We start from the raw sequence: 21,228 nt of genomic DNA on the forward strand, positions 1-21,228 counted from the left end.
CCTCCAGATTAGAAAGTAAAGAAGTTCATTGCTTTTCTGACTTCTTCCATAGTTTCTTTAGCTATTTCCCTTGCTTTTTTAGAGCCTTCAACGAAAATTTGGGAAAGCGTTTCTTTGTCTGATAATAGTTTTTCTCTTTTTTCTCTAATCGGTGAGAGAAAGGTATTTAAGTTTTCAAAAAGTTGCTTTTTACATTGAACGCAGCCTATCTGTCCCTTTCTGCAGTTTTCTTCTATCTCTTTCACCTGTTTTTTGTCAGTGAATATTTTATGGTAGGAGAATACAGAACATACTTCCGGATGTCCGGGGTCGGTTTTTCTCACTCTTGCCGGGTCTGTAACCATTGACATAACTTTTTTTCTGAGTTCTTCTTCTGTGTCTGAAAGATAAATACAGTTTCCATAGGATTTGCTCATTTTCCTTCCGTCAAGTCCGGGGAGTTTGGGCGCTTCTGAAAGATAAGGTCTTGGTTCAGGGAAAATATTACCGAAAAATCTATTGAACCTTCTTGTTATATCTCTTGACAGTTCAAGGTGTGGAAGCTGGTCAATGCCTACTGGAACGGTGTCTGCTTTGTATATGATAATGTCTGCAGTTTGAAGAACAGGGTAACCTAAGAATCCGTAAGTTGCCAGGTCTCTATCTTTTAAGTTTTCCATCATTTCCTTATAAGTGGGATTTCTTTCCAGCCATTTTACCGGTGTAATCATTGAAAGAAGCAGGTGGAGTTCTGCGTGTTCTTTTACCTGAGACTGAATAAAGAGAACGGACTTTTCCGGGTCAAGTCCTGCAGCTATCCAGTCTGCCATCATTTCCAAAGTATTTTGAGAAAGTTTGGAAGTGTCTTCATAAGACGTTGTTATGGCGTGCCAGTCTGCAATGAAGAAAAAGCATTCAGCTTTATCCTGCAGTTCAATCCACGTTTTAAGTGCTCCAAAGTAGTTACCTAAATGAATTTTGCCGGTTGGGCGCATTCCTGATAAAACGCGTTTAATATCTTTAGGTTCTTCGTATTTCTCAAGGGCAATTTTCATTTCTTTGTCAACGTTGCTGACTAATAACTCTTTCTGTGCCATTTTTACTCCTCTACTTTTTCGTATCTTTCCACTATTCTTCTATAAACTTCTTTATAGCTTTCTACTACTTTGCCCATATCTTTTCTAAATCTGTCTTTATCTAAAACTTCTCCTGAAGACTTATCCCATAGTCTGCAGGCGTCGGGTGTTATTTCATCTGCCAAGAGAATTTCGCCGTTGTGCCTGCCAAATTCAAGTTTGAAGTCAACTAACTGGATGTCTATTTCGTCAAAGAACTTTTTGAGAAGTTCGCTTACTTCAAGGGCTGTTTTTGTCATGAAACCCAGCTCTTCTCTTGTTGCCCATCCGAACATGTAAACGTGGTTTGGGCATACCATCGGGTCGTGAAGTTCGTCGTTTTTGTAGAAGTATTCTACTAACGGTTCTTTGAGGGGCGTTCCTTCTTTTACCCCGTATCTCCTTGAGAAACTACCGGCTGCTACGTTTCTGACTACTACTTCTACCGGTATTATTTCACATTTTTTGACGAGCATTTCTCTTGGTGAGAGTCTTTCAACGAAGTGGGTTTTGATTCCGTGTTTTTCAAGGTATTCAAAGATTATGGTAGAAATAGAGCAGTTTATAACGCCTTTGTCTTCTAAAACTTCTTTTTTTGCACCGTCAAAAGCGGTTGTATCATCTTTGAAGTATTGTATTACTAAGTTATCGCTGTCTGTTGTGTATATGATTTTTGCCTTTCCTTCGTATAGTTTTTCTCTTTTTTCCATTTTTTCCTCCGTGATTAAGTTTCAGGTGAAAATTAATGGTTTGTAAGCCAAATTATCTCATAAATTGTGCTGGTTTTTAGGCGGGAGTTTCTGTAAAAAAGTGCTTTTTGGGACAAATTTTGTCGGTTTTTTTGTTTACATTTTCAATAATGAAAAAATAATAGATTTGGGTTTTCGGTTGAGGTGAAGGGGGGAGGGGGATTTTACTTCGTGCTTGAATTTCTTTAATGGAAGTAGGATAATCTTCTTTCCATTGGTATCAAAGTACCCGGGAGAGAATAATGAAAGAGTATTGCGGCGTTTTTGGTATTTATAACAATCCTAACGCTGTTTACTATACTTATTTAGGACTTTATGCTTTGCAGCATAGAGGGCAGGAAAGCGCAGGTATAGCTGCTACAGATGGAAATAAAATTGGTTATTACAGAGATTTTGGATTAGTTTCTTCTGTTTTTAAAAGTTCTGTACTTCGTGAATTGTCTGGTTTTATAGCCATTGGGCATAACAGGTATTCTACTTCAGGTGCTTCAGATTCGCCAGATAACATTCAACCTATAGTTGTGTCTTATAAATATGGACAGATGGCTGTTGCTCATAACGGTAATTTGGTTAATGCGTTAGAACTTAGGGAAAAGTTGGAAGAGGAAGGTTCTATTTTTAGAGGGACTACTGATTCTGAAGTTATAGTTCATTTAATAGTTAAGTCTAAGAAAAAAAAGTTTTTGGATAAACTTATAGATGCGCTTGTTAGGCTTAAAGGAGCTTATTCCCTTTTAGTTATGACCAATAAAAAGCTCATTGCGGTAAGAGACCCGTGGGGATTCCGTCCGTTATGTATGGGAGAACTTGACGGTAGTCCGGTTTTTGCTTCAGAGACTTGTGCTTTTGACCTTATTGGTGCGAAATACTTAAGGGATGTTGAACCGGGCGAAATTATTGTTGTTGAGAATGGTGCGATATCATCGTATAGGCTGCCTGAAACTGAAAACTGCCCCAGGTCACAATGTATATTTGAATTTGTTTATTTTGCCAGACCTGATAGTAAGATTTTTGGTAAAAGTGTTTATGACGTTAGGAAGGCTTTTGGTAGGAGATTGGCGAAGGAACATCCGGTAGAAGCGGATATTGTTATACCTGTTCCCGATTCTGGTGTTGTGCCTGCTTTGGGGTACTCTCAGGAAAGTGGAATACCATTTGAAATGGGACTTATAAGGAATCATTATGTTGGTAGGACGTTTATAAAACCTGACCAAAAGTTGAGGGATATAGGTGTAAAGGTAAAGCTTAACCCAATTCCTGAGTTGCTTGAGGGTAAAAGGGTTATAGTGATAGATGATTCTATAGTGAGGGGAACTACCAGTAGGAAGATAATAAGAATGCTTAGAGAAGCAGGTGCTAAGGAAGTTCATATGAGGATAAGTTCTCCGCCGACAAAGTTTCCCTGTTACTTCGGAATAGATACTCCGACCAAAGACCAGCTTATCGCTTCCAACCATTCTGTTGAGGAAATATGTAAATATATAGAGGCAGATTCTTTGGGTTATCTTTCGTTAGAAGGAATGATAGAAGCAGCTGGAGGAAACTTTTCAGAGTACTGTACTGCATGCTTCAATGGGGAATATCCTTTTAATATTCCAGAGTCTGTGGAGAGACAAGCAGAGAAAAAGTAATGGTGCGCCTGGCGGGATTCGAACCCGCGACGCCAGGATCCGGAGTCCTGGGCTCTATCCAGCTGAGCTACAGGCGCTTATATTGTAGAGATAAAATATATTCTGTTTAAGGAGTGGCGTGAAGGAGCTGAGAGAGAAAATATGTTTCCTCTCTTACATCGTTAGTGCTATTTTAGCTGCTTTTTTGAGCTTTAAAGTTATTAATGTCAGGTCAGCATGTACTCATGAAAAACTGAAGATAACATCTGTGGTTAATGAAATAAGAAGATTAAAAGAGGAGAATGTTAGACTGTCTGTGGAATATTATTCTAATCTAAAACCGGAGAATGTTGATAAGGCTTCTAATGATTTAGATTTTTACCAAGAGAATGAGGTTCAGTATATAAAATGAAATGGTTTCTCTACAGGATAAAGGAGACTATTCTTAGGACTTACCATTTTATAAGTCCCTTTAAGGATGACAGACTTAATCTTTTTATGTTAGCGTCTTTGGTAGTAATGGTTATCTATTTAATTAGGTTATTTTCGTTAGGAGTTTTTGACGGTAAGAAGTGGATATCTCTTGTAGAAAGGCAGTTCCAGGGATGTGTGAGGATATCTTCAGAAAAAGGAGAAATCTTAGATAGAAATTTTACACCTTTGGCAGTTAGTGAGAAGGTTGTTTCTATTTATGTTCGTCCGCCTGAAATAAAAGATTGGTTGTTGTTTGAAAAGATAGTTAGAGGAGATAATAAAGTTATTTCTGAATATGCTGAACGAAAAAAAAGCTCTCCGGAAAAGCTTCTTTCGCTTCTTTCTCCTCTTTCTTCTACAATTACTCTGTCTGACCTTGAAGCTGCCTTTAAAAAAAAATACATCGTCATAAGAGTTGATAGAAAAGAGAAGAAAATCCCCTTCGTCTGGCTCAAAAAGGGCATAAACTGCAACGTTTCCGATATCTCAAAAGCAATTTCACTTGCACTGCGCATTTATTACACGCTTTCAGGTGAAAACCGTTTTGATAAAAGATATCCTGACCTTATAGGCTATGTGACTGAATATAAAAGAGTTTATCCTTATGCTGTTGCATCGGAGGTTGTTGGAGTAACCAATGCTCAGGGAGATGGGCTTTCCGGACTTGAATATATCCTGGAAAAGAAAAAAATCATAGCCGGCAACACTATCGTTCTTGAAGGAAGAAAAGATGCCAGAGGCAAGGTCTATCTTGGTGAAAACGCAGTAAAGTTTCTATCAAAGCAGAAAGGTAACAACGTAGTTACGACAATAGACGGGAACCTTCAATATATTTTTGAGAGAATTATTAAAGAATACGGTGAAAAGTGGCATCCTAAATTCATAAATGCAGTTCTTATGGACATTCATACCGGTGACGTTCTGGCAGCAGCGTCGTATCCTTTTTATATCTATGGTGAGAAAAAAACAAAAAATTTTCTGTCTCTTCTTAATCCCCGTTTTATAACTGAGCCTTATGAACCTGGTTCTGTAATGAAGCCGATAGTTCTGGCTGCTGCCCTTACCGAAGGAGTAATAAATGTTGATTCAGTTATATCCTGCCCTGCTGACTATAAAGTTGGTGATAAGGTTTTCCATAACGAGTTCCACGGGAAGGACGTTAAGATTAGGGCTTGGGAAGTCATAGAATATTCAGATAACGTTGGAATAGTTAGAATTGCGCAGAAACTTGGTAAAGAGAGACTCTATAAATATTTAAAGCTTTTTGGTTTTGGAAACAAAACTGGAATAATGCTTCCTGGTGAGAGTCCTGGCTTTTTAAAAGACTGGCATAAGTGGAGAGATGTTGAGTTTGCAACAATTGCTTTTGGGCATTTCATATCCACCACAACGCTTCAGTTAGCTGCTGCCTATGCGGCTCTGGTAAACGGTGGCTACTACGTCAAGCCGAGAATTCTGAAAGAAATCGTTGATGATAAGTGGAACGTAATAAAAAAGTTTCCGATTAAAAAGAAGCGAATTATCCCGGAGAAAGTTTCAAAAACGATGAGAAGAGTTCTTACCATGGTAGTTGAAGGTGGAACAGGTACGGCTACGAAAATGGAAAACTTTTACATAGGCGGAAAGACTGGAACTGCGCTGGTTTACGACCCTAAGATAAAAGCCTACAACAAGAGTAAGATAACCGCCTCTTTTGTTGGTGCCTTTCCTATGACCAATCCTGAATATGTTTTAGCTGTGACTGTTGATGAGCCTAAAGTGCCAAAAAATATGTTGTGGGCGAGTAAAATTGCCGTTCCTATCTTTAGAGACCTTGCTGAAAGGGTTTTGCTTTACGAAAGAGTTGCGCCGGATAGAAAGAGCTACACTTTGCTCTCTAACGGAACGATTATCAGTAAAGAGATTAACACCGACTTTATCTTGAAAAACGGACTTGCGGACAAGCAAAAGTAGTAAAATTGCTCACTCAAAAGAGGATTATGAGAGGTAGAGAATGATAAAGATAAAGCTACCTGACGGAACTATTTTGGAGTTTGAACCTGGCGTTACCGTTAAAGATATAGCAAGCAGGATTGCTAAAAGTCTGGAGAAGAACGCCGTAGGTGCTTTCTTTAATGGTGAACTTATTGACGTTCACACGCCGATAACGACCGATGGGGAGATAAAAATAATAACGGCGAAAGACGATGAGTCTCTTGAAATTTTAAGACATAGCGCTGCTCACGTTCTGGCAAAGGCGGTAAAGAGGGCTTTCGGTGAAGATAACGTTAAGTTGGGTATAGGTCCTGCAACGCAGGAAGGTTTCTACTACGATTTTGACCTTTCAGAAGCGATTTCTGAAGAAGATTTAGAGAAGATAGAAAAAGAGATGCAAAAAATTATTGAAAACAAGGAACCTTTTGTTAGAGAGGAAGTAACAAGAGAAAAAGCGCAGGAGCTTTTTAAAGACGACCCATATAAGTTAGAGCTTCTTGCTGATATTCCTGAAGGAGAAAAGATAACGATATACTGGCTTGGTAATGACTTTTACGACCTATGTAGAGGTCCTCACGTAGAGCACGCTGGAATGATTAAAGCGTTTAAGTTGCTTTCTGTAGCAGGTGCTTACTGGCGTGGTGATTCTAAAAACAAGATGCTTCAAAGGATTTACGGGACTGCCTTCTGGAAAAAGAAAGAGCTTGAAGAATACCTTCACAGGCTTGAAGAGGCGAAAAAGAGAGACCACAGAATTTTAGGAAAGCAGCTTGACCTGTTTTCCATTTATGAAGAAGCTGGACCAGGTCTTGTTTTTTGGCATCCTAACGGTGCTATTTTGAGACAGGAAATTGAAAACTGGGTTGAAGAAGAACACAGGAAGAGAGGTTATCAGAGGATATATACGCCTCACATAATGAAGGCTGACCTTTGGAAAACTTCCGGTCACTACAACTTTTACAGAGAAAATATGTTTTTCGTTCCAGTTGTTGAGCACGACGAGGAAGAGAGGCTTGGAAACGAAGAGGTGCCACTCACCTGTGAAGAGATTGAAAGAGCTAACTGGTATGCTGTAAAGCCGATGAACTGTCCGGGGCACATTCTCATTTATAAATCAAAAGTGAGAAGTTATAGAGACCTGCCTGTAAGGTTTTTTGAGTTTGGAACGGTTTACAGATATGAAAAGAGCGGTTCTCTTCACGGTCTTTTAAGGGTTAGAGGATTTACCCAGGACGATGGTCACATCTTTTGCCGTCCAGACCAGTTAAAAGAGGAAATTCAGGGCGTTTTAGATTACGTTATGGAAATGCTCAACACATTTAACCTTGATTACGTTATTAACATTGGAACTAAACCTGATAAATACATAGGTAGCGACGAGGCGTGGGAACACGCAACACAGGCTCTTATAGATGCCTTGAAGGAAAGGGGTTTTGAGTACAACATTGTTGAGGGTGATGGTGCTTTCTACGGACCAAAGATGGACATTGCCGTTTTAGACGCCATAGGAAGGAAGTGGGATGGTCCTACAATTCAGGTTGACTTTAACCTGCCAGAAAGGTTTGACCTGACTTATGTAGATAAGGACGGGCAGAAGAAGCGTCCTGTAATGGTTCACAGGGCGATAATGGGAAGTATAGAAAGGTTTATCGGTCTTCTCATAGAGCACTATGCAGGACTTTTCCCCGTGTGGCTTGCACCGGTTCAGGTTGTTATTATTCCTGTCAGCGATAAGTATCTTGAATACGCTGATGAGGTTTATGAGCGCCTCAAAAAAGCTGGCGTTAGAGTTCAGCTTGATGATGAAAGCGCTAAAGTAGGCTACAAGATAAGAAAGGCAGAAACGATGAAAATACCTTACATGCTTGTTGTAGGAGAGAAAGAACAGCAGAGTGGAACGGTTTCCGTTCGTTCTAAGAAAGAAGGTGACCTTGGAGCTATGGACGTTGATGCGTTTGTGTCTAAAATTCTTAAAGAGATAAAAGAGAAATCTAATTAAAAGGAGGGAGCCATTAGTAAGAAGGTTGAACAAACGAGGGTAAACGAGAGGATAAGGGCGAGGGAAGTTTTAGTAATTGACGAGGACGGAACGAAGTTAGGAGTAATGCCCACGCTTAAGGCTCTTCAAATTGCACGGGAAAAAGGGCTTGATTTAGTGGAAGTTTCACCTAACGCCAATCCTCCCGTTTGCAGGATTATGGATTACGGCAAGTATAAGTATCAGCAGCAGAAAAAGATGCATGAAGCGAAAAAGAAACAAAAGACTATTGAGGTTAAAACTATAAAGGTGCGTCCGAGAACTGATGAACATGACATGCAGGTAAGAATAAAGCAGGCGAGGAAGTTCCTTGAAAAAGGCAACAAGGTAAAAGCTGTTGTTATGTTCAGAGGTAGAGAGCAGGCACACCTTGAGATTGGTGAATCGCAATTGATGAAAATTTATGAGGCTGTTCAGGATATAGCTGAAATTGAAAAGAAGCCCAAGAAAGAAGGGCGGGACATGATTATGATACTTGCACCGAAGAAAAAATAGACTATAATTCACACTTCGTTTAACTAAGGTAAGGAGGCTTTACAATGCCCAAGATAAAGACAAGAAGGTCTGCTGCTAAAAGGGTAAAGGTAACGGCTAAAGGTAAGATTAAGCACTGGTCTCCTGGTAAGAGCCACATCTTGACCAAAAAGAGCAGAAAGAGAAAGAGAGCGCTCAGAAAGGCCAAGTACCTTGAAGGAGCTCAGGCCGCTAACTACAAACAGTTAGTTCTTTACATGTAAAAAATCAGAGCTACGGGCTAAAAAGACCCGAAAGGGCGCCTGTAGTTCGGTGAAGGAGGAGAAGAATGAGAGTAAAGTACAGCCCAAGAAGGAAGAGAAGGAAAAAGCTAAAAAAACTGACGAAAGGTTACTTTGGTGGCAGGTCCCGTCTTTACAGAACTATGAAGATTGCTGTTATGAAGTCTCTCTTTTACGCTTATCAGCACAGAAGGTTAAAGAAGAGAGACTTCAGAAAGCTGTGGATTATGAGAATTAACGCTGCTGTTAGACCGTTTGGCATCAATTACAGCAGATTTATTCATGGTCTTAAGAAAGCCGGAATTGAGCTTGACAGAAAAATCTTGGCTGACCTTGCAGTTAGAGACCCTGAAGCTTTTGCTGCAATTGTTGAAAAAGCCAAAGCTGCTCTAAATCAATAAATATGAGCCCGCTTTCTGCGGGCTTTTTATACATTTAAATTTCCGTTTTCCATTAAAGTAACTTTTTTCTTATTTACCTTAAGTATTACCGTTGGTTCCTCTATAAGCATGTCTATATGAACGTTTGCTTTTACCTTTCCACCAAAAGCGCTGTTGTCTCCAATTGCTATGTGGCAGGTTCCTAAAATTTTTTCTGCTTCTAAAATGTTCGTTCTTGTAACGGCTTTTTCGTTTGTTCCTATTCCTAACTCTGCGATGTTGTCGGCGTTTTTCTCTCTATGGATTAGCTGGTTTATGTAGGATGAAAACTCTTCTTCGCCTTCAGCTTTTACTACTTTTCCTCCCTCTACGGTGATTTTTACCGGTTCTTTAAGTTTTCTGTCTGGCGCGTAAAAGGTTACAAAAACGCCTTCTGCCGTTCCTTCTACCGGTGCTATGAACGCTTCTCCTGCCGGTAAGTTACCGAAGTCTCCGGGTTTACAGAGCCTTCCTGTATCTGCTAATCCTTCTCTATCTTTTAAAGACATTGTAATTGCTGTTCCGTTGGGACAGGTTATTTCTACTTCTTCTGCTTGAGTTAAAAGTTCTGCAATTTTCCTGGATAATTTTTCCACCTTTTCCCAGTTAGCTTGAAAGGCGGTGTTAAACATGAATGGTTCAAACAGAGGCATGCTGGCAAACCTTATAGATAAGAATTCCGTGCAGAGCTTTCTGAAGATAGTGTGACTTATTGAATGCTGATTTACCGCTACGATTGCTGAAGGTAGTTCGTTAGGTGATGTTGTTTCTAAAAGGATTTCTTTAATTTCTTCTTCGTCGTTTTCCGTTATCTCTTTATTTTTTACTTTTTCAAATAGCTCTTTTGATTTGAGTTCGTTTGTGAATTCTCTGCCGAAAGTGGCTGTCCATACGATTTCTGGCGGTTCAAGCCCGTGCCTGCCGGTTGGCGGATACGTTACGTGTTTGAGGTTGTTTACGTAATTTAAACCGAAGTTGAAGAAAATTTCGCCGATTCTTTCTTTGAGGGTGTCTGAGAGTATGAGGATTTTTTCTTCTTTCTGCGCGCAGAGATTTTGTTTGAAAAGGTTTCTAACGGCTTTTTCTATCTTTTCGTTTTGCCAGTCCCAGATGGTCATAGGATTTCCTCCCTTTTTATAGGAAGTTTTTTCTCTACCTGTTTTATTTTAAAAAGTTCTATTTGGGCAGAAATCATACTGTTTCCATCGTAGGTTTTTGCCAGAGTTCTTCCCCAGGGGTCTATTATTGCTGAACATCCTGCCATTTTGCCGCTTCCGTTTGCAGCTACGACGAAGCGCTGGGTTTCTATGGCTCTTGCAATTGTGAGAATTTCCCAGTGTTCCTTTCTTGCCTTTCCCCACTGGGCAGAAACGGTGAAGATTTCCGCTTCCTGTTGTAAGAGTTTTAAAAAGAGTTCAAAGAACCTCAGTTCAAAACATACGATTGGGGCTATTGTTCCTATTGAAGTTTTTACTGCTTTAAGGTCTTTTATGCTGCCTGGTTTAAAGTATTTGTCTTCTTTCATCGGTGAAAATAGTTTGATTTTCGGTCTTGATAGTAAGACATTGCCGTTTTCAACTACGTGAACGGAATTGAAGAATGAATTATTTACTTTTTCTATTACGGTGTAAACAAAAACTGCGTTTAAGCCTTTGGAAAATTCTAATATGTGAGATACGACTTTTTCGCTGAAGACGGCGGCTTCGGTTAGTTTGTCGTAGCAGAAGCCTGTGAGGAAGAGTTCTGGCAGGACTATGAGTTGTGCGTTTTCTGTTAAGTTAAAGAGGGACAGGAATTTGTTGTAGTTTTTTTCAAAGTTTCCATCTTCGGTTTCAAATTGGATACAGGCTGCTTTAAAGGTTTTCTTCAAGTAGCTTCCTTCCATTTTTCTTTTCCCACACTATTTCGCAGTATTTTGCTCTGCCGGAGTTTACTTTGTAGTGGTGGTATCTAAAGGGGTCTTTTTTGAAAAAGCGGTGATGATAATCTTCAGCGGGATAGAAGTTTTTAAACGGTTTTATTTCCGTTGCTATTGGTTCGCTGAATAAATTGCTGTTTTCAAGGATTTTCTTGCTTTTTTCTGCTAATCTTTTCTGTTCTTCGTTGTGGTAAAAGATTACCGTTTTATATTGGTTGCCTCTGTCTGTGAATTGACCGCCTGTGTCTGTTGGATCTATTGAGCACCAGAAGGTTATCAGCAGTTCTTTGTAGGAAACTTTTTCTGGGTCGTAAGTTACTTGAACTGCTTCAACGTGTCCTGTTTTACCGGTGCAGACTTCTTCATAGATGGGATTTTCAGCGTCGCCCCCGGCGTAACCGGGAACGACTTTTATTACGCCTTTAAGCTTATAAAACGCTTCTTCAAGACACCAGAAGCATCCACCTGCAAAAGTTGCCTTTTCCATCGTTCTTTTAGAGTTCATTTTCTATAACTTTCATTGCCATTGCTGCTCTTTTTGCCTTTCTTCTTGCTTCCTCTACCGTTTCGGCTCTTGCTACGGCTACACCCATTCTCCTTTTAGGTCTTGTTGTGGGTTTACCAAAAATCCTCACCCACACATCCTCCTCACCAAGCGCCTCTGCAAGCCCTTCGTAAGCCGGTGCTACGTTGTGCGTTTTTGCGTGGAAGCAGTAAGAAGCGCCCGGCGAAAGCATCTTTATCTTTATCGGCAGTCCTAAAATTGCCCTTAAATGAAGTTCAAATTCGCTCATGTTCTGGCTTGCCATCGTTACCATTCCGGTGTCATGAGGTCTTGGTGAGACTTCGCTGAACCATACGGTATCGCCTTTTACGAAGAATTCGCAACCGAAAATTCCGTATCCGCCTAAAGCGTCCGTTACTGCTTTTGCCATTTCCTGTGCTTTTTTAAGGGCTGTTTCGCTCATCGGTTGGGGCTGCCAGCTTTCGTGGTAGTCTCCGTCAACCTGAACGTGACCTATCGGCTCGCAGAAGAGCGTTCCCTGATTTTTCGTTCTGACGGTTAAAAGGGTTATCTCAAAGTCAAAATTTATGAACTCTTCAATGATTACCTCGCTTCCCTTTCCCCTTGCGTTTTCCTGGGCGTAGTGGAATGCTCTGTCTATTTCATCTTCGTTGCGGACGATGCTTTGACCTTTACCGGAAGAACTCATTACAGGCTTTACGACGACTGGAAGTCCTATCTCTTTGACGGCTTTTCTGTAAGTTTCTATGTCTGATGCGAACCTGTAAGCGGAGGTTTTAAGCCCTAACTCTTCTGCCGCTAACCTTCTGATGCTGATTCTGTCCATCGTGTATTTTGTTGCCTTTGCAGAAGGAACGACGTTGAAGCCTTTTTTTTCAAGTTCTAACAAAGTGTCTGTGTCTATTGCTTCAATTTCCGGTACTATGAAGTCGGGCTTTTCTCTATAAACGATGTTTTTAATCTGTCTGCCATCTTTCATGTCTATTACGTAGGAGCGCTGTGCAACCTGCTGTGCGGGAGCGTTGGGATATGAATCAACTGCTATGACTTCTATTCCGAGCCTTAACGCTTCTATGGTGAACTCTTTTCCAAGCTCGCCGCTTCCTAAAAGGAGTATTTTGGTGGCATTGTGAGAAAGTGGTGTTCCTATTTTCATCTTTTACCTCCGTTTAAGAAACAAATTCGAGTTAGCTTGGCTTTTTGAAAATTGTATAATTTCTGCCCCTTATTGGGCAATGTGAAGTTGAGAGGGTGATTGGGAGAAACAAATGATAAAAAAGATTTTTAATGTTGTTGAAAAATTGATTCCTCCTCCACCATCTTCTCTTCATTACAATCCTGCTTTAGACGGGATTAGAGCTATTGCAGTTCTTTTAGTTATTCTGGGGCATTATTTCCCGGGAAAAGTTTCATTTGGTTATGTGGGCGTTGATGTTTTTTTCCTATTGTCAGGGTATTTAATTACAACTATTATCCTTCGGAATATTCTGAGCGAGAAATTTTCTTTTAAGAAATTTTATAGGAATAGAATTAGAAGACTTTTTCCAGCTATGATAATTTTGCTCGTATTTTGCTTGATTTTAGGATATTTATTTGTTCCTTCTGTCTTTTATAAACAAATTGGAGAACATGTGTTTTTTACAGGGATTTATCTTCAAAACTTTAAATTGGCAAGCGAGGTCGGTTATTTTGATTTATCGCGAGTTTACAAGCCTTTATTGCATACTTGGAGTTTAGCAGTAGAGGAACAATTCTATTTGCTGTTTCCTTTATTGCTATTTTTTTTGTGCAAAAGATGTTCTGGACGTTTTTCAGTTGTTTTGAGGTGGTTGGCAATTTTGGGCGTAGTTTCTTTACTTATGTCTGCATATTGGCAACATTCCTTTCCTCAGACTGCTTACTATATGCCTTTTGGTAGGTTCTGGGAATTCTTAATGGGGGCATTACTTGCTCTTTTTTTAATCTACAAGAAAGAAAAGAAAATTGTATTATCGGGACTTTTTTCAAGGAATGTGATTCTTTGGGAATCAATTCTTTTAATTTTTACATTTGCGTTTGCGTGTTTCTTTTTACGTGAATATAATCCTATCTATCTATCTATCTATCTATCTATCTGGATAGTATTGTTTGTGTCAGCTGTTATTAATGAGGAAAAAAGCCTTCTTGCGTTTCCAGTGTTAGTTTGGACTGGTAGAATATCTTATTCTCTCTATTTATGGCATTATGTTTTGCTCTCTTTCTCGTTTTTAATACCGATAATTCCCATCCTTGGACATGAAAATATTAACTACGTTAGAGTCTGTAAATTGTTTCTTATAGTTTTTTCGTTTTTCTTAGCTGTTCTTTTTTATAGGTTGGTTGAGTATCCTCTAAGGAAGATTAAGAGTTTTAGTAAAGTTATAACGTTGTGGTTTATTTTGATTATTGTTGCTGTTTTGGGATTGATAGTTTATTTAAAGGACGGGTTACCGAAGAGAAAATATGCTTTATTTACGCCTGTTGTTAAGAACTTGAAGGATTTTCTTCCTTATCCTAATAAAAACGATAATTGTATAAAACTTATAAAGTCTTTAGGCGAAAAGGATATTAAGTTTGATTACTGTTTATCTGATACTTCTCAGAATGATTTGGATGTTCTTATCCTTGGGGATTCACATTCTAAGCAGCTCTATTATGGTTTTGAAAGGTATTTCGGAGATAATTTGCGTTATGCAGAGATAGGAATCTCAAGTTGGCCGGCTACTTTTAAAGCAATTGGATCTAACCTAAGAAAAGCTGTGGAACAGGAAGAAGAGATTAAACAGGTGTTTGCAATCTTGCCAAAGCTGAAATTTAAATTTCTTTTGATAGTGACCAGAAATGCGGAGTATTTTTATGGGAAAGATATAGATTTGAGCAAAAAGCATAAATTCTTGCAGTGCTTTATTGATGGTAAGGATTGTGATAATGAAAAGGTTTATGTGCTGCAGTTAAAGAAAACCTTGGATTTTCTTAGAAAATTGAGTTATAAGAAAATCTATTTCTTGTATGAAAATCCGGCGTTAGATTTTGATCCAAGGTTTAGTGCAGTTAAATATGAAATTTGGATACCATTTACCGAGAGGACAAAAATGCCTTCTTATCTCTTTTTTGATAAAGAGAAAGAAATAAGAGAAAGCCTTTCATCTGTTTTTAAATTATATAACGTGATTCCACTGAATACAGATGCCATTTTTTGTGATGGGAAGTATTGCTACGCTTTTAAGGATGGGATGACTTTGTATTATGATGATGATCATTTGAGTAAATACGGCGCTTATTTGGTTGTTAAATATATATCTAATTCTTTTCTTAAAGCAGTTCAACCTTCGGTCTTGAAAAAATCACGTTAAATGTTGATAGTTTCGTTTTTTTATCTTTTATCATTTCCTTTAAGAATAGGTTTAAAGAGTCGTATGATCTTATATCCACTTTTCTGTTTAGTTTTTCTTTTGTATGTATTTTAATTATTACGATGTCTATGTCACTGTTTGGGGTTTCTTCTTCTCTTGCGACAGAACTGAATATAGCTATCTCTTCTATACCGTATAGCTTTTTTAGGTCTTCCTTTAGGAGTTTCAGCTTTTCCAGGATTTCCACTATTTCCTATGTTTGAAGCAGCTAAATTTTACATCGGCTTTTACAGAAATTCTTTGAGAAGTGCGCGCTGGGACGGGGGCGGGAAGCGCCTTTACGTTTGAGCGGTAAAGCGGAAATATCGGTTGTGAGAAGGGGTTAAACGATATGGATTCTACGGTGCACACTTCTTTTAACTCTCTGCCGAACTCTCTTGCTTCTTTTAATGATTTGCGGATGAGGGCTTTTTTAAGTTCGCTGGTTACTTTCTGCCTTTTTGATTGAGAGATTTCCCAGTGGGGTGAGCCAATAGTGTATTGAAAACCCAACTGCCTTGATTCTTCGTTTAAGAGAGTGAAGATTTCGTTTTGCTTTTGAACGTTTTTTAGTTTAAATGTGTAGTGGATTGTTCCGATGTAGCCTTCTGTTACATAGCGTTTTTTTATCGTGTCCCAGATTCTATTTTCTTCAATTCTGTAGTTGCCGCCTTCGTAGGGAAGTTTCAGGTTTCTGATTTTTTCGTCTAAGGTAGAGAGGGCGGTGAGGATTTTGCCTTCATCCCACGATTTTATCTTTACGTTTATGGGAACTACATAGATGTCTGGCTTTACGTATCTTGATGCTGTTACGGTATCTCTGATTTTTGTTCCTGCAAAGGCTGTTGCTGTTAAAAAGATGATTCCTGTTAGCGTTATTAGAGCTGTTTTCACGATTTCCTCCCTTAATGTTTAGACATATACAGCCTCTTTTAATATAGCTTTTTTGAGTTTTGGTTTTGTTGCTGTTTTTACAATAAGGTCAACTTTTCTGCTAAGAAGTTTTTCAAGGTATTCTTTTAGATTCATGTAGTTGTCAAAAGTTTTGTAACCTTTCGCGAATGTAACGATTATGTCTATGTCGCTTTTTTCCGTTTGTTCATTTCTGCAAAAAGAACCGAATATAGCTATTTCTTCCACTCCAAAAGTTTTTTTTATGTGGTCTTTTCTGCTTTTAAGAAAGGTAATTGCTTCCTGGAGGTTTTTCACTTCAAGACTCCAGATTTGGTTTGCTAACTTCTATTTTATAGGAAGTTTTTAATGAGAAGTAGGTAGAGGGGGAAGAGAAGGGTAGAGATGAAGACGATTGTGGCGGCGGTTTGGGGGGAATTTTTGAACTTTTCGCAAAGAACGTAGTTTAGGATTGCTGAAGGAAGGGATGACTGAACGATTATTACCTTTTTGGCTGTTGTCGGGCAGGGGATAATTGACACTGTTAAAAGAGCAGCGATTGTTCCGCCGAAGAAGCGAACTGCCGTTGCTACGATGCCAACTTTTAGTTCTTTTGGCACTATTTTTGAAAGGCTTATTCCAATTGAAACTAACATAAGAGGTAGGCTTGCGTTTCCGCTCATCTCTATCATTTTGAGAATTCCTGGCGGAAGGGAAACGTTTTTTAAAAGTAGAGAGAGGGTGAGGGCGGGGAGGAGAGGGATTTTGATGGCTGAAATCACAGCGTTTTTAAAGTTTTCTCTTTGCAGAATAACTATGCCTAAACTGAAGTGATAAACAGCCATTGCTACCATGAAACTTAAAGCGTAGGGTAGTCCTTTTTCACCAAACATCAGGTAAATTAGAGGAATTCCTAAATATCCTGCATTCATAACGGTGGCTGAGAGTTCAAATGCTTCGTTTTTTGTTTTTAAAAAGAGTCTTTCAGCCAGAATTGAGATGAGGAAGACCAGCGCAAATACTAAAAGAGCTGAGGCAAACATACAGGTAAGGTTTTGAGCGTTTAAGGAGATTTTTCTGAACGAGTAGAAAATGAGGGCAGGGGCAAAAACGTAAACAACGATTGTGGAAATTGTATCGGTTTGGACGTCAGGTTTTATTCTACCTATTGCGTATCCGACAGATATAAGCAGGTATAGGGGAAAGAGAACGTTTATTATCAGGTTTTCCATTCTAAATTACCGGCTACTCTTTCGTTACCTTTTCTCACGGTAATGCCTTTGCTGTCTAAAAATTCTAACAGCGGAATTGCAAACTTACGGGAGACGTTCAGGTAGTCTTTAAACTCTCCGACTGTAAGCGTTTCTTTGTTCTTAAAGTGATTTTTGAGTATTGAAACGATTTCTTTCATGGCTTCTGGCGAAAACAGGTGTTCGCCGATTTTTACAAAGCCTTTTTGAAGCTGGAGATATGACGCTATTAAGTTTGCTTCCTCTTCAGGAATTTCTATTTCTTTGGCTAATTCTTTTACCTCTGGCGGCGTGAACCGGCTGTTTCTGACTACTTCGACTATTTTCTCTACTTTGCTTTCAAAGGGTGTTCCTTCGTGGTGTGGTGTGAAGCCTTTTAGTTTCAGGACTGCGCCGATTTCTTCTATCTTTCCTTCCTTTAACAGTTCGCTGATGGCTTGAGAAAACATCTCTGGAGGTGCAGAGAGAGATGTTTTAAGGGATTCGCGGTTGATTCCTTCCGATATGGGAAACTTTTTGTGGTGCTGTGAAAGGGCGGTGAGGATTTGCTCCTTCAGTTTCTCTTTAAATTCTGCCGGATAGAGCTTTTTATCGGAAATGGTGATTGTTCCGCTGTCTGTTAGTTCTTTAATTAGCTTTTGGGCTTTTTCGGGTGGTATGTTGAGTAGCTGGGTTAGGGATTTGTCTGTAAGTTTTCCAGGGAACGTTTTTATCAGGTGTATTGCCTTTTCTTTTTCGCTTCCTTCGGTAAGTTTTTTTAGGAATGCCGTTTTTTCTTTTCTGAACTTGCGTCTGAATTTCCTTTCAGGAAGCGGAAAAACGATTTTTCCTCCGCCTATAACTCTTGCCGGCGAGTAGTTTCTTATAACGAACCTGTCGTCGTAAACGGGAACGATTTCTTCCTTTAAGCGTATTTGGGCGAGGGCGCTTTCGCCGGGTAGGAGTTCGTCTTTATCTATTAAGAAAACTTCGCCTTCTGTTTCTTTTGTGAGGTGGTGGAAGTGGATTTTGTGCCCTGGTTGGACGATTACATCTGCATCTTTTGAAAGAGAGAGTTCAACGTCAACGATTTTTGTGGGTTTTAAGTATCCCGGGGTGGCGATTACGTCGCCCCTTTCAACGTCTTCTTTTGAGACATCTGAAAGGTTAAGTGCCGTTCTCTGTCCTGCTAACGCTTCTTCTCTGTTTTTTCCGTGAACCTGAATGTTCCTTACCTTTACCGTTCTACCTTCCGGCAGTATTTCTACTGTATCGCCTACTTTTACTTTTCCGCTTAACAGCGTTCCTGTTATGACGGTGCCAAATCCTTTAACGGTAAAGGAACGGTCAACGGGAAGTCTTAAAATACCTTCTGTCGTTTTCGGCTCTACAGTTTGCGCTATCCTGTCTATCTCTTTAACGAGTTCCTTTATTCCTTCGTCGGTTTTTGAGGATACTGCAATTAAAGGTGCGTTTTCTAAGAACGTTCCTTTTACGAAATCTTTTACATCTTCCTTTACCAGTTCAAGCCACTCTTCATCTACCGTGTCCTTTTTGGTTAGAACGATTATCCCTTTTTTCGTTCCAAGGGTCTGGCAGACTGTAAGATGCTCTTTTGTCTGGGGCATTACGCCTTCATCTGCTGCTATTACAAAGAGGACTAAATCTATACCGGAAGCACCTGCTAACATGTTTTTTATGAACTTTTCGTGTCCAGGGACGTCAACGATACCGGCAAAGATGCCGGAGGGCAGTTCAAGGTTGGCAAAACCTATGTCAATGGTCATTCCTCTCTTCTTTTCTTCTTCCCAGCGGTCTGTATCTATACCGGTGAGGGCTTTTATAAGCGTTGTTTTGCCGTGGTCTATGTGCCCTGCCGTTCCGATAACGATGAACTTTTTACTTTGCATAGTCTACTGCCCTTGTTTCTCTTATAACGGTTATCTTGATTTGTCCGGGGTATTGGACTTCCTCTTCTATCTTCTTTGAAATTTGGTGTGCTAAGAAGGCGGCTTCTTCGTCGGTTATTCTATCCGGTTCTACCATGATTCTTACTTCTCTTCCTGCCTGAATGGCAAACGCTTTCATGACGCCAGGGAAGGATTCTGCGATGCTTTCAAGTTTTTCAATTCTCTTAATGTAGGCTTCAAGGCTTTCTCTCCTTGCTCCTGGGCGGGCTGCTGAAAGGGCGTCAGCCGTTGCTGCGCATACAGATTCAATCGTTGTAAATTCGGCTTCGCCGTGGTGGGCGGCTGCAGCGTTTATGACGGCTTCCGGTTCGCCGTATTTCTTTAAAATGTCTGCGCCTATGAGGGCGTGAGAACCTTCTACTTCGTGGGTTACTGCTTTGCCGATGTCGTGGAACAGTCCTGCTCTTCTTGCTAATTGCTGGTCTGCGCCGATTTCCGCAGCTATCATGCCAGCAAGGTATGCAACTTCTTTGACGTGCTGAAGGACGTTTTGACCGTAACTTGTTCTGAACTTGAGCTTTCCTAACAGTTTTTTGAGTTCAGGGTGAACGTTATCTATGCCTAATTCAAATAGAACTTCTTCCGCTGCGTTGAGGATTTCCTGGTCTATCTCTTCTCTGACCTTTTCTACCACTTCTTCTATGCGTGCGGGGTGGATTCTTCCGTCTGCTACGAGTCTCTCTAAGGCTATTCTTGCGATTTCTCTGCGGACAGGGTCAAAAGAGGATATCGTAACGGCTTCTGGCGTATCGTCAATGATTAAGTCAACGCCTGTTGCAAGTTCAAACGCTCTGATGTTTCTACCTTCTCTACCGATAATTCTTCCTTTCATTTCGTTGTTGGGAAGGTCAACAACGGAAACGGTTGTTTCAGCTACCGTATCTGTGGCAAGGCGCTGAATGGTTGTAGCTAGGATTTTGCGAGCTTTTCTGTCAACAGTTGTTTCAAACTCTTCTTCTATCTTCTTGTATTTTACTGCCAGGTCTTTTCTTATCTCTTCTTCCATGCGCTTCATTAACTCTTCCTGAGCTTCTTCTCTTGTCATTCCGGAAATTTCTTCAAGCTTTTTGATTTCTTCTTCTATCAACTGGCTGACTTTCATCTCTTTTTCAAGAAGTTCTGCTTCAAGTTTTTCCACTTCTGCGCGCTTTTCTTCAAGTTCTGCTTCCATTCTGTCTAAGAATTCTGCGCGCTTGTCTAAGTTTTCTTCTCTTTTATCAAGGGTTGATTCTCTTTTGTCTAAGTATTCTTCGCGCCTTAAGAGTCTTTTTTCAAGTTCGGAAAGTTCTCTGCGCTTTTCTCTCAGTTCTTCTTCAAGCCTTTCCTTTTCTTTTAAGACTTCCTCTTTGGCAGATAGAAGGGCTTCGCGCCTCATCTCTTCAAATTTTTCTCTTGCTTCGGTTAAAAGTTTTTCAGCCTTTTCTTTGAGTTCTTTAGCTTCCTCTTTAGCCCTTTCTATGAGCCTGTCGGCTTCTGCCCTTGCTTCCTCTTTGATTTTCCGTTCTATCTCTTCCTTTTCTACGTGGCTTTTCTTCATTCCAATTACGTAACCTATTGCGAGTCCTGAAATTACAGCCATTATGGCAACTATGATTAGTTCCATTCTTTCCTCCTTATCTCTCTTTTTTCTGTAATTACTGCGTTCATGGGGACGTCAAAGGGGTCAGTGGGGATTTTTTCCACTACCTGAAAGTCAAAGCAGATACCAATTTTAGTTCCGATTTTCCATTTAGCAAGGAATCGGTCGTAGAAACCGCCTCCGTATCCTATGCGAAAGCAGTTGAGGTCAAAAGCTATGCCTGGCACGAAAGCGATGTCTATGGTCTTGAGTATTTTTTCGGGGTTGAGAGGGGGTTCTGGAATTGAGAATTTTCCGGGTGACAGTTCTCTGAGATTGTTGACGGCTACTGGAATGATTTCCTTTCCTTCTGTTTTCGGAAAAGCTACGGTTTTGCCAGCTTGCAGCAACTTTTCTGCTAAGTTGAGAAGCGTCACTTCGTTTTTGAAAGGGTAGTAAAATAGGAAAGACTTGGCGTTTGAGAAAAGGTTATAGAGTTTTTCTTCTATTTTTGTTGATAGCTGTGTTACCTCATCTTTTGATAACAAAAGCCTCTTTTGTTTTATAAATCGGCGTATAGCCTCTTTTGTCATCGTTACCCCTTAACCTGAAA

General features: G+C 39.9%; 21 protein-coding genes and 1 tRNA gene. 8 read left to right on the forward strand and 14 right to left on the reverse strand.

Annotated elements, in window-relative coordinates; translation table 11 throughout:
• Positions 1-8: 8 nt before the first annotated feature.
• Complete coding sequence (trpS, locus tag QOL23_RS06405; RefSeq protein WP_425604257.1) at positions 9-1,034, reverse strand: tryptophan--tRNA ligase; 1,026 nt, start codon at positions 1,032-1,034, stop codon at positions 9-11.
• Between the two features lie 44 nt (positions 1,035-1,078).
• Positions 1,079-1,804, reverse strand: coding sequence for a phosphoribosylaminoimidazolesuccinocarboxamide synthase (gene purC / locus QOL23_RS06410; RefSeq protein WP_283400759.1), 726 nt, complete (start codon positions 1,802-1,804; stop codon positions 1,079-1,081).
• A gap of 281 nt (positions 1,805-2,085) precedes the next feature.
• Here purC and purF point away from each other — a divergent pair, with 281 nt between their 5' ends.
• A complete protein-coding gene (gene purF / locus QOL23_RS06415) occupies positions 2,086-3,474 on the forward strand; it encodes an amidophosphoribosyltransferase (protein ID WP_283400760.1) in 1,389 nt (462 codons plus the stop codon).
• Here the strand turns inward: purF and QOL23_RS06420 are convergent.
• Positions 3,475-3,551 (reverse strand) — tRNA-Arg (locus QOL23_RS06420).
• Positions 3,552-3,592: 41 nt separating this feature from the next.
• Here QOL23_RS06420 and QOL23_RS06425 point away from each other — a divergent pair.
• The 6 genes from QOL23_RS06425 (at position 3,593) to rplT (ending at position 9,095) form a co-directional block, all read left to right on the forward strand.
• A complete protein-coding gene (locus tag QOL23_RS06425; RefSeq protein ID WP_283400761.1) occupies positions 3,593-3,865 on the forward strand; it encodes a hypothetical protein in 273 nt (90 codons plus the stop codon).
• A complete protein-coding gene (locus QOL23_RS06430; protein WP_283400762.1) occupies positions 3,862-5,880 on the forward strand; it encodes a peptidoglycan D,D-transpeptidase FtsI family protein in 2,019 nt (672 codons plus the stop codon). Before QOL23_RS06425 ends, QOL23_RS06430 begins: the two co-directional genes overlap by 4 nt.
• 40 nt (positions 5,881-5,920) lie before the next feature.
• The gene (thrS, locus tag QOL23_RS06435) at positions 5,921-7,900 is read left to right on the forward strand and encodes a threonine--tRNA ligase (protein ID WP_283400763.1); all 1,980 of its coding nucleotides are present in this window, start codon (positions 5,921-5,923) and stop codon (positions 7,898-7,900) included.
• 12 nt (positions 7,901-7,912) lie between these two features.
• Entirely contained in the window at positions 7,913-8,434 is a 522-nt protein-coding gene (gene infC / locus QOL23_RS06440) for a translation initiation factor IF-3 (RefSeq protein ID WP_283400790.1), read from the forward strand.
• 44 nt (positions 8,435-8,478) lie between these two features.
• Positions 8,479-8,676 carry a 50S ribosomal protein L35 gene (rpmI, locus tag QOL23_RS06445; RefSeq protein WP_283400764.1) on the forward strand — a complete coding sequence of 66 codons (198 nt, stop codon included), beginning with the start codon at positions 8,479-8,481 and terminating at the stop codon, positions 8,674-8,676.
• A 65-nt stretch (positions 8,677-8,741) separates the two neighbouring features.
• Positions 8,742-9,095, forward strand: coding sequence for a 50S ribosomal protein L20 (gene rplT / locus QOL23_RS06450; RefSeq protein ID WP_283400765.1), 354 nt, complete (start codon positions 8,742-8,744; stop codon positions 9,093-9,095).
• 26 nt (positions 9,096-9,121) lie between these two features.
• On the opposite strand, the gene QOL23_RS06455 is transcribed toward rplT, so the two are convergent.
• The 4 genes from QOL23_RS06455 to purT are packed head-to-tail and all read right to left on the reverse strand — an operon-like array spanning position 9,122 to position 12,713.
• Positions 9,122-10,231: an aminopeptidase gene (locus QOL23_RS06455; protein ID WP_283400766.1), complete on the reverse strand. Its 1,110-nt coding sequence runs from the start codon at positions 10,229-10,231 to the stop codon at positions 9,122-9,124.
• Positions 10,228-10,998: a nitrilase-related carbon-nitrogen hydrolase gene (locus tag QOL23_RS06460; protein WP_283400767.1), complete on the reverse strand. Its 771-nt coding sequence runs from the start codon at positions 10,996-10,998 to the stop codon at positions 10,228-10,230. The genes QOL23_RS06455 and QOL23_RS06460 overlap by 4 nt, the downstream gene beginning before the upstream one ends.
• Entirely contained in the window at positions 10,967-11,536 is a 570-nt protein-coding gene (msrA, locus tag QOL23_RS06465) for a peptide-methionine (S)-S-oxide reductase MsrA (RefSeq protein WP_283400768.1), read from the reverse strand. The genes QOL23_RS06460 and msrA overlap by 32 nt, the downstream gene beginning before the upstream one ends.
• Positions 11,526-12,713 (reverse strand): formate-dependent phosphoribosylglycinamide formyltransferase, encoded by a 1,188-nt coding sequence (gene purT, locus QOL23_RS06470; protein ID WP_283400769.1) that lies wholly within the window; start codon positions 12,711-12,713, stop codon positions 11,526-11,528. Before purT ends, msrA begins: the two co-directional genes overlap by 11 nt.
• 112 nt (positions 12,714-12,825) lie before the next feature.
• Here purT and QOL23_RS06475 point away from each other — a divergent pair, with 112 nt between their 5' ends.
• Positions 12,826-14,928, forward strand: a complete 2,103-nt coding sequence (locus tag QOL23_RS06475; RefSeq protein ID WP_283400770.1) for an acyltransferase family protein — start codon at positions 12,826-12,828, stop codon at positions 14,926-14,928.
• Here QOL23_RS06475 and QOL23_RS06480 read toward each other — a convergent pair.
• Genes QOL23_RS06480 through QOL23_RS06510 form a run of 7 tightly spaced genes read right to left on the reverse strand, consistent with a single transcriptional unit; the run spans position 14,888 to position 21,208 of the window.
• Positions 14,888-15,175 carry a nucleotidyltransferase family protein gene (locus tag QOL23_RS06480; RefSeq protein ID WP_283400771.1) on the reverse strand — a complete coding sequence of 96 codons (288 nt, stop codon included), beginning with the start codon at positions 15,173-15,175 and terminating at the stop codon, positions 14,888-14,890. The two genes, QOL23_RS06475 and QOL23_RS06480, sit on opposite strands and share 41 nt — an antisense overlap.
• The gene (locus QOL23_RS06485) at positions 15,175-15,861 is read right to left on the reverse strand and encodes an SIMPL domain-containing protein (protein WP_283400772.1); all 687 of its coding nucleotides are present in this window, start codon (positions 15,859-15,861) and stop codon (positions 15,175-15,177) included. Before QOL23_RS06485 ends, QOL23_RS06480 begins: the two co-directional genes overlap by 1 nt.
• A gap of 18 nt (positions 15,862-15,879) precedes the next feature.
• Complete coding sequence (locus QOL23_RS06490) at positions 15,880-16,176, reverse strand: nucleotidyltransferase family protein (protein WP_283400773.1); 297 nt, start codon at positions 16,174-16,176, stop codon at positions 15,880-15,882.
• Between the two features lie 35 nt (positions 16,177-16,211).
• Complete coding sequence (locus tag QOL23_RS06495) at positions 16,212-17,090, reverse strand: AEC family transporter (protein ID WP_283400774.1); 879 nt, start codon at positions 17,088-17,090, stop codon at positions 16,212-16,214.
• Complete coding sequence (selB, locus tag QOL23_RS06500) at positions 17,078-18,997, reverse strand: selenocysteine-specific translation elongation factor (RefSeq protein ID WP_283400775.1); 1,920 nt, start codon at positions 18,995-18,997, stop codon at positions 17,078-17,080. The genes QOL23_RS06495 and selB overlap by 13 nt, the downstream gene beginning before the upstream one ends.
• Positions 18,987-20,660, reverse strand: a complete 1,674-nt coding sequence (rny, locus tag QOL23_RS06505) for a ribonuclease Y (protein ID WP_283400776.1) — start codon at positions 20,658-20,660, stop codon at positions 18,987-18,989. The genes selB and rny overlap by 11 nt, the downstream gene beginning before the upstream one ends.
• Positions 20,651-21,208: a 5-formyltetrahydrofolate cyclo-ligase gene (locus QOL23_RS06510; protein WP_283400777.1), complete on the reverse strand. Its 558-nt coding sequence runs from the start codon at positions 21,206-21,208 to the stop codon at positions 20,651-20,653. Before QOL23_RS06510 ends, rny begins: the two co-directional genes overlap by 10 nt.
• Between the last annotated feature and the right edge of the window lie 20 nt (positions 21,209-21,228).

The organism is Desulfurobacterium pacificum (assembly GCF_900182835.1).
Classification (GTDB): Bacteria; Aquificota; Aquificia; order Desulfurobacteriales; family Desulfurobacteriaceae; genus Desulfurobacterium_B; species Desulfurobacterium_B pacificum.

Coding starts and splice junctions, on each gene's coding strand:
- trpS (WP_425604257.1), bottom strand. CDS start 1,034: ATGAAAATTGCCCTTGAGAAATACGAAGAACCTAAAGATATTAAACGC.
- purC (WP_283400759.1), bottom strand. CDS start 1,804: ATGGAAAAAAGAGAAAAACTATACGAAGGAAAGGCAAAAATCATATAC.
- purF (WP_283400760.1), top strand. CDS start 2,086: ATGAAAGAGTATTGCGGCGTTTTTGGTATTTATAACAATCCTAACGCT.
- QOL23_RS06430 (WP_283400762.1), top strand. CDS start 3,862: ATGAAATGGTTTCTCTACAGGATAAAGGAGACTATTCTTAGGACTTAC.
- thrS (WP_283400763.1), top strand. CDS start 5,921: ATGATAAAGATAAAGCTACCTGACGGAACTATTTTGGAGTTTGAACCT.
- rpmI (WP_283400764.1), top strand. CDS start 8,479: ATGCCCAAGATAAAGACAAGAAGGTCTGCTGCTAAAAGGGTAAAGGTA.
- rplT (WP_283400765.1), top strand. CDS start 8,742: ATGAGAGTAAAGTACAGCCCAAGAAGGAAGAGAAGGAAAAAGCTAAAA.
- QOL23_RS06455 (WP_283400766.1), bottom strand. CDS start 10,231: ATGACCATCTGGGACTGGCAAAACGAAAAGATAGAAAAAGCCGTTAGA.
- QOL23_RS06460 (WP_283400767.1), bottom strand. CDS start 10,998: ATGGAAGGAAGCTACTTGAAGAAAACCTTTAAAGCAGCCTGTATCCAA.
- msrA (WP_283400768.1), bottom strand. CDS start 11,536: ATGAACTCTAAAAGAACGATGGAAAAGGCAACTTTTGCAGGTGGATGC.
- purT (WP_283400769.1), bottom strand. CDS start 12,713: ATGAAAATAGGAACACCACTTTCTCACAATGCCACCAAAATACTCCTT.
- QOL23_RS06475 (WP_283400770.1), top strand. CDS start 12,826: ATGATAAAAAAGATTTTTAATGTTGTTGAAAAATTGATTCCTCCTCCA.
- QOL23_RS06495 (WP_283400774.1), bottom strand. CDS start 17,090: ATGGAAAACCTGATAATAAACGTTCTCTTTCCCCTATACCTGCTTATA.
- selB (WP_283400775.1), bottom strand. CDS start 18,997: ATGCAAAGTAAAAAGTTCATCGTTATCGGAACGGCAGGGCACATAGAC.
- rny (WP_283400776.1), bottom strand. CDS start 20,660: ATGGAACTAATCATAGTTGCCATAATGGCTGTAATTTCAGGACTCGCA.
- QOL23_RS06510 (WP_283400777.1), bottom strand. CDS start 21,208: ATGACAAAAGAGGCTATACGCCGATTTATAAAACAAAAGAGGCTTTTG.